The 12,276-nt window shown below is 71.5% G+C and carries 7 protein-coding genes; 5 read left to right on the top strand and 2 right to left on the bottom strand.

Going from position 1 to position 12,276, the window contains the following annotated elements:
- Window positions 1–4 precede the first annotated feature (4 nt).
- From nuoL to recQ, 4 genes are all read left to right on the top strand, one after another.
- The gene (gene nuoL / locus ACZ5GP_RS25850) at window positions 5–1,951 is read left to right on the top strand and encodes an NADH-quinone oxidoreductase subunit L (RefSeq protein WP_468753063.1); all 1,947 of its coding nucleotides are present in this window, start codon (window positions 5–7) and stop codon (window positions 1,949–1,951) included.
- Between the two features lie 5 nt (window positions 1,952–1,956).
- The gene (locus tag ACZ5GP_RS25845) at window positions 1,957–3,528 is read left to right on the top strand and encodes an NADH-quinone oxidoreductase subunit M (protein ID WP_468753062.1); all 1,572 of its coding nucleotides are present in this window, start codon (window positions 1,957–1,959) and stop codon (window positions 3,526–3,528) included.
- Window positions 3,525–5,174, top strand: coding sequence for an NADH-quinone oxidoreductase subunit NuoN (gene nuoN / locus ACZ5GP_RS25840; RefSeq protein ID WP_468753061.1), 1,650 nt, complete (start codon window positions 3,525–3,527; stop codon window positions 5,172–5,174). The genes ACZ5GP_RS25845 and nuoN overlap by 4 nt, the downstream gene beginning before the upstream one ends.
- Window positions 5,175–5,387: 213 nt before the next feature.
- Entirely contained in the window at window positions 5,388–7,409 is a 2,022-nt protein-coding gene (gene recQ, locus ACZ5GP_RS25835) for a DNA helicase RecQ (RefSeq protein ID WP_468753172.1), read from the top strand.
- Between the two features lie 189 nt (window positions 7,410–7,598).
- Here the strand turns inward: recQ and fahA are convergent, their stop codons facing one another.
- Window positions 7,599–8,936, bottom strand: a complete 1,338-nt coding sequence (gene fahA / locus ACZ5GP_RS25830; protein ID WP_468753060.1) for a fumarylacetoacetase — start codon at window positions 8,934–8,936, stop codon at window positions 7,599–7,601.
- 366 nt (window positions 8,937–9,302) lie between these two features.
- Between fahA and ACZ5GP_RS25825 the strand changes: the two genes are divergently transcribed.
- Window positions 9,303–10,115, top strand: a complete 813-nt coding sequence (locus ACZ5GP_RS25825; protein WP_468753059.1) for an HAD family hydrolase — start codon at window positions 9,303–9,305, stop codon at window positions 10,113–10,115.
- Window positions 10,116–10,194: 79 nt separating this feature from the next.
- Here ACZ5GP_RS25825 and ACZ5GP_RS25820 read toward each other — a convergent pair whose 3' ends face one another.
- The gene (locus tag ACZ5GP_RS25820) at window positions 10,195–12,210 is read right to left on the bottom strand and encodes a CocE/NonD family hydrolase (RefSeq protein WP_468753058.1); all 2,016 of its coding nucleotides are present in this window, start codon (window positions 12,208–12,210) and stop codon (window positions 10,195–10,197) included.
- Window positions 12,211–12,276 lie beyond the last annotated feature (66 nt).

Below are 12,276 nucleotides of genomic sequence, written 5' to 3'. Positions count from 1 at the left end.
GAAAGTGGAGAACCTGATCGCGCTGCTCGTCGCGGCGCCGCTGCTCGGAGCGGCCGTACTGCTGTGCGGCGGACGGGCGTTGGACCGTGTGGGCCACTGGCTCGGCACGCTGCTGGCCGCCGCCTCCTTCGCCGTCGCCGCCGTGCTCTTCACGGACATGCTGGGCAAGGGCGCCGAGGAGCGCGCCCTGTCGCAGCACCTGTTCAGCTGGATCCCCGTCGAGGGCTTCCAGGCGGACGTCGCCTTCCAGCTGGACCAGCTGTCGATGACGTTCGTCCTGCTGATCTCCGGAGTCGGCACCCTGATCCACGTCTACTCCATCGGGTACATGGAGCACGACGAGCGGCGCCGCCGCTTCTTCGGCTACCTGAACCTCTTCCTCGCGGCGATGCTCCTGCTCGTCCTCGCCGACAACTACCTTCTCCTGTACGTCGGCTGGGAGGGCGTCGGCCTCGCCTCGTACCTCCTGATCGGGTTCTGGCAGCACAAGCCCAGCGCGGCCACCGCCGCGAAGAAGGCCTTCCTGGTCAACCGGGTCGGCGACATGGGCCTGTCGATCGCGATCATGCTGATGTTCACCACCTTCGGGACGTTCGCCTTCGGGCCCGTCCTGGAGGCCACCGGTGAGACCGGCGAGGGCAAGCTCACCGCCATCGGCCTGATGCTGCTGCTCGCCGCGTGCGGCAAGTCGGCCCAGGTGCCGTTGCAGTCCTGGCTGGGCGACGCGATGGAGGGCCCGACCCCGGTCTCGGCCCTGATCCACGCCGCGACCATGGTGACCGCCGGTGTCTACCTGATCGTCCGCTCCGGGGAGATCTTCAACGCCGCGCCGGACGCCCAGCTGGCCGTCACGGTCGTCGGAGCGGTCACGCTCCTGTTCGGTGCGATCGTCGGTTGCGCGAAGGACGACATCAAGAAGGCCCTCGCCGGTTCGACGATGTCCCAGATCGGCTACATGATCCTGGCCGCCGGCCTCGGCCCCGTCGGCTACGTCTTCGCGATCATGCACCTGGTGACGCACGGCTTCTTCAAGGCCGGGCTCTTCCTCGGGGCCGGCTCGGTCATGCACGGCATGAACGACGAGGTCGACATGCGCAAGTACGGCGGCCTCAGGAAGTACATGCCGGTCACCTTCGTCACCTTCGGACTCGGCTATCTGGCGATCATCGGCTTCCCCGGTCTGTCCGGCTTCTTCTCCAAGGACAAGATCATCGAGGCGGCGTTCGCCAAGGGCGGCACGCAGGGCTGGATCCTCGGCTCGGTGGCCCTCCTGGGCGCGGCCATCACCGCGTACTACATGACGCGCGTGATGATCATGACGTTCTTCGGAGCGGAGCGCTGGCGCGACCGCCCCACCGCCTCCCCGGACCAGCCGGACGTGGAGCCCGCCGCGGAGCACCGCGGGGCGCACGAGGAGCCGCACCCCCACGAATCTCCGAAGTCCATGACGATCCCGATGGTCGTGCTCGCCTTCGGATCGGTGTTCGCGGGCGGCTTCTTCAGCATCGGGGACCGCTTCCTGCACTGGCTGGAGCCGGTCACCCACCACGACCACGGCGACTCGCCGCTGAGCGCCGCCACGGTCACGGGCGCCACCATGGTGGTCCTCGTCATCGGCGTCGCCATGGCCTACGTCCAGTACGGGCGCCGGCCGGTCCCGGTCACCGCCCCGCGCGGCTCGCTGCTCACCCGGGCCGCCCGCCGCGACCTCCTCCAGGACGACTTCAACCACGTCGTCCTGGTGCGCGGCGGCGAGCACCTCACGCGGTCCCTGGTCTACGTCGACCACAGCCTGGTCGACGGCGTCGTCAACGGCACGGCGGCCTCCATGGGCGGCCTCTCCGGGCGGCTGCGCACCCTGCAGAACGGCTACGCCCGCTCCTACGCGGTCTCGATGTTCGGCGGCGCTGCGGTGCTCATCGCCGCGACCCTGCTGATGAGGGCGGTCTGATACCGATGTCTTTTCCCCTGCTGACAGCGACGGCGGCCCTGCCCGCGGTCGGCGCGATCGTCACGGCGGCCGTCCCGGCCGCCCGGCGGACCGCCGCCAAGTGGCTCGCGCTGCTCGTCTCACTCGCCACGCTGGCGCTGGCGGTGACCGTCCTGGTGCGGTTCGACCCGGACGGCGACCGCTATCAACTCACCGAGTCCCGCTCCTGGATCGCGGACTTCGGGGTGCGGTACGAGCTGGGGGTCGACGGCATCGGCGTCGCGCTCATCGGGCTCACCGCGCTGCTGATCCCGTTCATCGTCCTGGCGGGCTGGCACGACGCCGATCCCCTGGAGACCGCCTCCTCCCGGTGGCGGCCGACGCAGGGCTTCTTCGCCCTGATCCTGGCCGTCGAGGCGATGGTGATCATCTCCTTCGAGGCCACCGACGTCTTCCTCTTCTACATCTTCTTCGAAGCCATGCTCATCCCGATGTACTTCCTCATCGGCGGCTTCGGAGACCGCGCCCACGCGGGCAGCGACGAGAACGCCTCGGCGCAGCGCAGCTACGCGGCCGTGAAGTTCCTGCTCTACAACCTCGTCGGCGGCCTCATCATGCTGGCCGCCGTCATCGGGCTCTACGTGGTCGCCGGGAACTTCTCGCTCCAGGAGATCGCCGAGGCCCGCGCCAACGGCACGCTGGACATGGCGACCAACACCGAACGGTGGCTCTTCCTCGGCTTCTTCTTCGCCTTCGCGGTGAAGGCGCCGCTGTGGCCGCTGCACACCTGGCTGCCGAACGCGATGGGGGAGGCCACGGCCCCGGTCGCGGTACTGATCACCGCCGTGGTCGACAAGGTCGGCACGTTCGCGATGCTGCGGTTCTGCCTCGGCCTCTTCCCCGAGGCGAGCAAGTGGGCGACGCCGGTCATCCTCGTACTGGCCCTGATCAGCATCATCTACGGCGCGCTGCTCGCGGTCGGCCAGCGCGACATCAAGCGCCTGGTGGCATACGCGTCGATCTCGCACTTCGGGTTCATCATCCTCGGCATCTTCGCGATGACCTCGCAGGGGCAGTCCGGCGCGACGCTGTACATGGTCAACCACGGCATCTCGACCGCCGCGCTGATGCTGGTGGCCGGCTTCCTCATCTCGCGGCGCGGCTCGCGCCTGATCGCCGACTACGGAGGGGTGCAGAAAGTCGCCCCGGTGCTCGCGGGCACCTTCCTGGTCGGCGGTCTGGCCACGCTCTCGCTGCCGGGGCTCGCGCCGTTCGTCAGTGAGTTCCTGGTGCTCGTCGGGGCGTTCGCGCGCTATCCGGTGGCCGGGGTCGTCGCGACCCTCGGCATCGTGCTCGCGGCGCTATACACCCTCGTCCTCTACCAGCGGACGATGACAGGACCCGTGAAGCCCGAGGTCTCGGCCATGCCCGACCTGCGGGTGCGTGAACTGGTCGTCGTCGCGCCGCTGATCGCGCTCCTGATCGGCCTCGGCGTCTATCCGAAGCCGCTCACCGACCTGGTGAACCCGGCGGTCGAGCACACCATGTCCGACGTCCAGAAGAAGGACCCCGAGCCCGAGGTGGAGGCGGCCAAGTGAGCGCATCAGCCGTCCACAGCCTGTGGACAATGGCCGCCGATCCGATCGACAAGATCGACGCGCCGAAGATCGAGTATGGACAACTGTCGCCGACGTTGATCGTCATCGGCGCGGCCGTCCTCGGAGTGCTCATCGAAGCCTTCGTCCCGCGCAAGGCCCGCTACTACGCCCAGCTGTTCGTCTCCGTCGTCGCGCTCACCGCCGCCTTCGCCGCGGTGGTCGGCCTCGCGGCCCGCGGCTTCGGCACGACGAAGGCACAGATCGCGGCCATGGGCGCGATCGCGGTCGACGGGCCCGCGCTCTTCCTCCAGGGCACGATCCTGCTCGCCGGGCTCGTCGCCGTCTTCACCTTCGCCGAGCGGCGGCTCGACCCGGTGGCCCACGGCAACCGCGTCGACTCCTTCGCCGCGCAGGCCGGAGCCGTGCCGGGCAGTGAGGGCGAACAGGCCGCCACCAAGGCCGGTTTCACCACCACCGAGGTGTTCCCGTTGGCGCTGTTCGCCATCGGCGGCATGCTGGTCTTCCCGGCGGCCAACGACCTCCTGACGCTCTTCATCGCGCTGGAGGTCTTCTCCCTGCCGCTGTACCTGCTGTGCGCGCTCGCCCGCCGCAAGCGCCTCATGTCGCAGGAGGCCGCCGTCAAGTACTTCCTGCTCGGCGCCTTCGCCTCCGCGTTCACCCTCTTCGGCATCGCGCTGCTGTACGGGTACGCGGGCTCCGTGTCGTACGCGACGGTCGCCGACGTCGTCGAGGGCAACGTGAAGACCCTGGACCCGGCGCTCGCCGAGACCATGGGCAATGACGCGCTGCTGCTGATCGGCGTCGCGATGGTGGTGATGGGGCTGCTCTTCAAGGTCGGCGCCGTGCCGTTCCACATGTGGACCCCCGACGTGTACCAGGGCGCCCCTACGCCGGTCACCGGCTTCATGGCGGCGGCGACGAAGGTGGCCGCGTTCGGCGCGCTCCTGCGGCTGCTGTACGTGGTCCTGCCCGGCCTGCGCTGGGACTGGCGGCCGGTCATGATGGGCATCGCGGTCATCACGATGCTGGGCGGCGCGATCGTGGCGATCACCCAGACCGACATCAAGCGGCTGCTGGCGTACTCGTCCATCGCGCACGCCGGCTTCATCCTCGCCGGTGTCATCGCCACCACCCCGGAGGGTGTCTCCTCGGTCCTCTTCTATCTGGCGGCCTACTCCTTCGTGACGATCGGCGCCTTCGCCGTGGTCACGCTGGTGCGCGACGCCGGGGGCGAGGCCACGCACCTGTCCAAGTGGGCGGGGCTCGGGCGCAGGTCACCGCTGGTCGCGGCGGTCTTCGCGGTGTTCCTGCTCGCCTTCGCCGGCATTCCGCTGACCTCCGGGTTCACGGGGAAGTTCGCGGTGTTCAAGGCGGCGGCGGAGGGCGGCGCGGGCGCGCTGGTCGTGGTCGGCGTGCTGTCGTCGGCGATCGCCGCGTTCTTCTACATCCGTGTGATCGTGCTCATGTTCTTCAGCGAGCCGAAGGCGGACGGCCCCACGGTCGCCGTGCCCTCCCCGCTGACGATGACGGCGATCGCTGTCGGCGTCGCGGTGACGCTGGTCCTCGGCGTGGCCCCGCAGTACTTCCTGGACCTCGCGGGCCAGGCGGGGGTCTTCGTCCGGTAGCCGCTCCTGTTCGCACACATGTCGCCGCCCGGCGTCCCGACCTGGGGATGCCGGGCGGCGGCCTGTGGATAACTTTTCGGCCTGTGGGTGCGGGGCCCTATCGTGGAGGCAGTGGTCGAGGCAGTGGACGAGGCAGGACGTACGGCGGGGGACAGGGCGATGGATGGGACCAGCGGCATGAGCGAGGTGACGGCGTCGGCATCGACGCCGGGTATGGCGACCGACACGGTGACCGGCACGGCGGGCGCGGTGGCGCAGAGCGATGCCCTGCGCATGCTCCAGCGCGTCTTCGGCTATGACGCCTTCCGCGGCGAGCAGGAAGCGATCATCGACCATGTCGTGGCCGGTGGTGACGCCGTCGTCCTCATGCCCACCGGCGGCGGAAAGTCCCTCTGTTATCAGATCCCCGCCCTGGTCAGGCCGGGTACAGGTGTGGTGGTCTCGCCGCTCATCGCGCTCATGCAGGACCAGGTGGACGCCCTGCGGGCGGCCGGTGTGCGGGCCGGGTTCATCAACTCCACGCAGGACTTCGACGAGCGGCGCGTGCGGGAGGCCGAGTTCCTCGCGGGGGAGCTGGACGTGCTCTATCTCGCCCCGGAGCGGCTGCGCCTGGACGCCACGCTGGACCTGCTGTCCCGCGGCAAGATCTCGGTCTTCGCCATCGACGAGGCGCACTGCGTCGCCCAGTGGGGGCACGACTTCCGCCCCGACTATCTGGCGCTCTCCGTGCTCGGGCAGCGCTGGCCGGACGTGCCGCGCATCGCCCTCACGGCGACGGCCACGCACGCCACGCACCGGGAGATCACCGAGCGGCTCGGCATGCCGGACGCCAAGCACTTCGTGGCGAGCTTCGACCGGCCCAACATCCAGTACCGCATCGTGCCCAAGGCCGAGCCGAAGAAGCAGCTCCTGTCCTTCCTGAAGGAGGAGCACGCGGGCGACGCGGGCATCGTCTACTGCCTCTCGCGGAACTCGGTCGAGAAGACCGCCGAGTTCCTGTGCCGGAACGGCATCGAGGCGGTCCCGTACCACGCGGGCCTCGACGGCGGCACCCGCGCGGCGCACCAGTCCCGCTTCCTGCGCGAGGAAGGCCTCGTGGTCTGCGCCACCATCGCCTTCGGCATGGGCATCGACAAGCCGGACGTCCGCTTCGTCGCCCACCTCGACCTGCCCAAGTCGGTCGAGGGGTACTACCAGGAGACGGGTCGCGCGGGCCGCGACGGCCTGCCCTCGACGGCCTGGATGGCGTACGGCCTCCAGGACGTCGTCCAGCAGCGCAAGATGATCCAGGGCAGCGAGGGCGACGAGGCGTTCCGGCGCCGGGCCGCCTCCCACCTCGACTCGATGCTGGCGCTCTGCGAGACCGCCCAGTGCCGGCGCGCCCAGCTCCTCACCTACTTCGGCCAGGAACCGGCGGCGCAGTCGTGCGGGAACTGCGACACCTGCCTCACCCCGCCCGAGACCTGGGACGGCACGGTCGCGGCGCAGAAGGTGCTCTCCGCGGTGGTGCGCCTCCAGCGTGAGCGCGGCCAGAAGTTCGGCGCGGGTCAGATCATCGACATCCTGCTCGGCAAGAAGACCGCGAAGGTCATCCAGTTCGACCACGACCAGCTCTCCGTCTTCGGCATCGGCGAGGAGTTGGCGGAGGCCGAATGGCGCGGAGTGGTGCGGCAGTTGCTGGCGCAGGGCCTGCTCGCGGTCGAGGGGGAGTACGGCACGCTGGTGCTCACCGAGACGAGCGGCTCCGTCCTCGCCCGCGAGCGGGAGGTGCGGCTGCGCAAGGAGCCGAAGCGTCTCCCGGCGGCGCGGGCCGCCAAGGGCGAGCGCAAGGCGAAGGGCGCGGCGGCGGTCGCCGAGCTGCCCCAGGAGGCGGTGCCGGTCTTCGAGGCGCTGCGCGCCTGGCGCGGTGCTCAGGCCAAGGAGCAGGGCGTCCCCGCGTATGTGATCTTCCACGACGCCACGCTGCGGGAGATCGCCACGCTGCGCCCCACGTCCGTGGCGGACCTCGAGGGCATCAGCGGAGTGGGCGAGAAGAAGCGGGCGACGTACGGCGAGGGCGTGGTCGGGGTCGTCGCGGAGTTCACCGGCGGGGCGGGTTCCGGCGAGGCGGCTTCCGGCGGGGCGCCGGGCGGGGGCGCGCAGGCCACCGCCGCGTCCGACGGTGGCGTTCCGTCGGGGTCCGGTGAGGACGAGCTGGGCTGGGGGGACGAGGAGGAGCCGGACTGGGCGTCCTGACGAGGACGGCCGAAGGCGGACCGCGCGGCACCCGGGAGCGGGACATGCCTCGGGCCCGGCACGACACCGGGCCCGAGGAGGTATACGGCGCCGCGCGCCGCTCAGACGTTCAGGCCGGCCGGCCCGCCCGCTGCCGCTCAGCGAACCGGCTCAGCGAACCGATGCAGCGAACCGGCTCAGCGGGCCGGCTCAGCGGGCCGCCACGATCCGGCCCGTCACCTCGCCGAGGCCGACCTTGGTGCCGTCCGGGCCCGGGGCCCACGCCGACAGGGTGACCTCGTCGCCGTCCTCCAGGAACGTCCGCTTGCCGTCGGGGAGTTCGATGGGGTCGCGGCCGTTCCAGGTGATCTCGATCAGGGAGCCGTACTGGCCGGCGGAGGGGCCGCTGACCGTGCCCGAGCCGTACAGGTCGCCGGTGCGCAGCGAGGCGCCGTTGACCGTCATGTGCGCCAGCTGCTGCGCGGCCGTCCAGTACACGGTGGAGAACGGCGGCTCGGAGATGACCTGGCCGTTGAGCGTGACCGTCATGCGCAGGTCGTAGCCGCCCGGCTCGTCGGCCGCCGACTCGGCGGAGTCGTCCAGGTAGGGCAGGAGCTGGTGCGTGCGCTCGGGGGGCGCGACCCGGGCCGCGTCCAGCGCGTCGAGGGGCGTGATCCAGGCCGAGACCGAGGTGGCGAAGGACTTGCCGAGGAACGGCCCGAGGGGGACGTACTCCCAGGCCTGGATGTCCCGCGCCGACCAGTCGTTGAGGAGGGTGAGGCCGAAGACGTGCTCGCGGAAGTCGGCGAGGGGCACGGGCGTTCCGTGCTCCGAGGGCGCGCCGACCACGAAGCCGACCTCCGCCTCGATGTCGAGGCGGACCGAAGGGCCGAAGGCGGGGGCCGGGTCGGCGGGCGCCTTGCGCTGACCGGAGGGGCGCACGACGTCCGTCCCGGAGACCACGACGGTGCCGGAGCGGCCGTGGTAACCGATGGGCAGGTGCTTCCAGTTGGGCGTCAGGGGCGTCGGCGAGTCCGGGCGGAACATCTTGCCCAGGTGCGTCGCGTGGTGCTCGGACGCGTAGAAGTCGACGTAGTCCGCGACCTCGAAGGGCAGGTGCAGGGTCACCTCGGAGAGGGGGTGCAGCAGGGGGCGTACGGAGTCCCGGTAGGAGGGCACGGTCACCCACGCCGTCAGGGCGCGGCGCACGTCGGACCAGGCGGTGCGGCCCGCGGCGAGCAGCGGGTTCAGCGTGGGTCGGGCCAGGAGCGAGACGTAGGGCGAGCCGAGCGCGGCGGCCGCGGCGCCCGCGTCCAGGACGTGTGAGCCGAGCCGCACGCCGACCCTGCGCTGGTCGTCCCGCTCTCCGGCCAGGGAGAACACGCCGTAGGGAAGGTTGTGCGGCCCGAAGGGGTCGCCCTCGGGCAGGCCGAAGGGGTCGCCCCCGGGGAGGCCGAAGGAGTCGCTCTCGGGGAGGCCGAAGGAGTCGCTCTCGGGGATGCCGGTGGAGTCACCGGCGGCCGGGTCGAGCGGGGTCTGCTCGGACATGCGTACCTGCCTCGCTTTCCATAAGGGTGTGCCACACGTTACGTGTGGAGGCCTTGGTTGCGGCAGTGTCCAAAGAGTTCGTATTGCCCGGAAAGGGCTTGCCGGAGTGTCCGATTCCGGCTTCGCGCCCTTCGGGGCGCGGGCGGGGTGGTAGCGCGCTTCGGGTGCGGCACGCGGCTCGTCTCGCCGCGGCCGGCGGAGCACGTGGCGCGTTCGTACGGCTGAGCGGCCGGACACTCGGCCGGGTAGGAAGCGGAATAGCAAATTCCATTTTCTGGTGAACCGTGCCGGTCCCCGCCGCTCCCCTCGCGCTCCGGGCCCGCCAAGGCGCTCCCGGCGTGGCTCAGGATCCGTATTCTCTGGATCATGGCCGCTCCCCTCGCGTACGCACTCATCGCCACCGACCTGGACGGGACGCTGCTGCGCGGCGACGACACGGTCTCGGACCGGTCGCGGCGGGCGCTGGCCGCCGCGGACGAGAGGGGCGCGCGGCACCTCGTGGTGACGGGGCGTCCGGCGCCGCGGGTACGGCCGCTCCTCGCCGACCTCGGGTACGAGGGCCTGGCCGTCTGCGGGCAGGGCGCGCAGCTCTACGACGCCGGGGCGCACCGCATGGTCTGGTCGGTGACGCTCGACCGCGAGTTGGCCGAGGTCGCGCTGGGGAAGATCGAGGCGGAGGTCGGGCAGGTCTTCGCCGCCGTCGACCAGGACGGTGTGGACGGCCTCACGCTCATCGAGCCGGGGTACGAGATGCCGCACCCGACGCTCCCCGCGGTGCGGGTGACCGGGCGGGACGTGCTGTGGGAGGTGCCGATCAGCAAGGTGCTGCTGCGCCATCCGACGCTGGCGGACGACGAGTTGGCGGCGGTGGCGCGCGGCGTGGTGGGCTCGCTCGCGACCGTGACGATGTCCGGTCCGGGGACCGTGGAGCTCCAGCCGTGCGGGGTGACCAAGGCGACGGGGCTCGCGCTGGCCGCCGGACGGCTGGGACTGACGGCCGCCGACACCATCGCCTTCGGGGACATGCCGAACGACATCCCCATGTTCCTGTGGGCGGCGCACGGCGTGGCCATGGCCAACGCCCACGCGGAACTGAAGTCGGTCGCCGACGAGTTGACCCTGACCAACGAGGCCGACGGGATCGCCGTCGTCCTCGAACGGATGGCGGCCGCGGCCTGATCGACCGCGGTCCGACCGGGCGTCTCGGAGTTCGCCGGTTCAGCCCGCGGTCCGGCCGGGCGTCTCGGAGTTCGCCGGTTCAGCCCGCGGTCCGCCGGATCCGCCGCTCCCAGGTGCGGTGGAAGACGACCTCGTCGCCGTCCCGGCAGATCACCTCGTCCGTGGTGCGGAAGTCCGCGGCGTCGCAGGTGATCTCCGAGTGCGTCTCGATCCTGGTGTCCCAGGCCAGTTCGGGGCGGTGCAGCCGGATCGTCCGGTCGGAGCGGGCGCGGGCGCTCAGCGGGTCGCTCTCGTGGATGGTGTACGTCTCCACGGCGTCCTCGGTGAACTCCAGGCCGTCGGGGTGGACCCGCGTGCCGCCGGCGCCCGGGACGACCTCCAGGCGCCATTCGCCCTTGGCGACATCGCGTACGACCAGGCGTTCGGGACGCTCCTCGTCGAGTGTCGCGGGGTGCGTCACGCCGAGCGGCTCCGCCTGTTCCGGGGGTTCGAAGGTGATCGTCGGGTCCGGGCCGCCCGCGCGCACCGGGAGCTCCAGGAAGCTGCCGGCCGGCTCCAGCGTGAAGCCCGCCGTGTCGGCCTGCGGCCAGATCCACGGCCAGTACGCGGAGGAGACCGCGAGCCGGATGCGATGTCCGGCCCGGAAGGCGTGGCCGATGCCGGTCAGCTCGAAGGTTACGTCCTCGGTGGCGCCGAGCGGCCAGGCATCCGCGCGGTCCCGCCCATGCCGGGCCGAGAGGTTCAGCACGCCACGCGTCACCAGCGTGGACGAGCCGTCGGGCGCGATGTCGCACAGGCGGGCGACGGCCTGGCCGAAGGGCACGGCCATCCGCAGCCGCAGCGTCACCCGGGGGCGCCCGAGGACGCGTACCTCCGAGGGGGCCTCGAACTCGAAGCACGCCGACCTCGCGTCCTCGTCCCGCTGGTCGGGCGGCAGGTCGGCGGCGCCGCCGCACGGGACGTGCCGGCCCGCGTCCACTCCGGTGTGCTGCGGGGAAGCGACCAGCACCGGGGCGCCCCGGAGGGCGTAGGAGACGGGGGTGACGTTCGGGGAGGGCCAGGCCGGATCGCCGGCCCAGCCGCCGCGCAGTTCGGCGAGGACCGTCGCCGGGGGGTGCGAGTCGCTGATCCAGGACCGGAGCTTCGGCTCGGCCATGACGCCGGTGTCGACGCCCTTGAGGTGGTGGTCCCACCAGCGCAGCGTCTCCTGGAGGAAGCCGATCGCCGGACCCGGCGCCAGGCCCTGGTCGGGGTACTGGTGCGACCACGGGCCGATCAGGCCCCGAACCTGGTCGTCGGGCAGGTGTTCGACGAGGCGCAGGACCGTGTCCCGGTACGGGTCGTGCCAACCGCCCACCGCGAGGACCGCGGCGCCGATCGAGGAGCAGTCCTCGCGGACGCTGCCGTGCCGCCAGTAGGCGTCGCGGGTCTGGTGGTCCAGCCAGGTGTGGACGGGGGGCTCGACGGCCTCCAGGCGCGTCAGCCACATCGCGCGCCACGCGTCGCCCACGAAGCGCGGGTCCGGCGGACGGCAGGCGCGGGCGAGCGTCGTCGCGGACCACGCGTGCGTGCCCACCGCGAGGACGGAACCACCCATGTAGTGGACGCCGTTGTCATGGCGGTCGTCCGTCGAGCAGACCGTGACGACCGCCTTGAGCGGCTCGGGCGCGAGGGCCGCGACCCGGAGGCAGTCACCGCCGTCCCGGGAGATGCCGAACATGCCGACACGGCCGGTCGACCAGGGCCGCGCGGCCAGCCAGTTCACCACCTCCACGCCGTCGGCCGCATCCCGCCCCGCGTACGCGTCCGCGGGCAGGCCCTCGCTGTTGCCGTGGCCGCGGGCGTCGACGCGTACGGAGGCGTAGCCGTGGCCCGCGTACCAGGGGTGGCGCTGCGCGTCGCGCGCCGCCGTCCAGTCGGTGAGGCGGTGGGGGAGGTATTCGAGGAGCACCGGCACGGGCTCCTCGGTGACGGGGCGCCACACACGCGCGTACAGCTTGGTCCCGTCGGCGAGGGGTACGCGGATGTCCTCGTGCGTCGTCTCGTACGGGAAAGCTGTCCGGATCTTCGGGCGCGTCATCTTCGGGTGCGTCATCTGGGGAACCTCGGTGGACGGGATGCCGGGCCGGTGACGACTCGTACTCAGCGGTGGTACTCAGCG

It is taken from the genome of Streptomyces sp. NPDC031466, from assembly GCF_055581265.1.
The sequence above is the reverse complement of the archived record's forward strand: the minus strand, read 5'-3'. Positions and strand labels throughout refer to the sequence as shown.

Coding starts and splice junctions, on each gene's coding strand:
- ACZ5GP_RS25845 (WP_468753062.1), top strand. CDS start 1,957: ATGTCTTTTCCCCTGCTGACAGCGACGGCGGCCCTGCCCGCGGTCGGC.
- recQ (WP_468753172.1), top strand. CDS start 5,388: ATGGCGACCGACACGGTGACCGGCACGGCGGGCGCGGTGGCGCAGAGC.
- fahA (WP_468753060.1), bottom strand. CDS start 8,936: ATGTCCGAGCAGACCCCGCTCGACCCGGCCGCCGGTGACTCCACCGGC.
- ACZ5GP_RS25825 (WP_468753059.1), top strand. CDS start 9,303: ATGGCCGCTCCCCTCGCGTACGCACTCATCGCCACCGACCTGGACGGG.
- ACZ5GP_RS25820 (WP_468753058.1), bottom strand. CDS start 12,210: ATGACGCACCCGAAGATGACGCGCCCGAAGATCCGGACAGCTTTCCCG.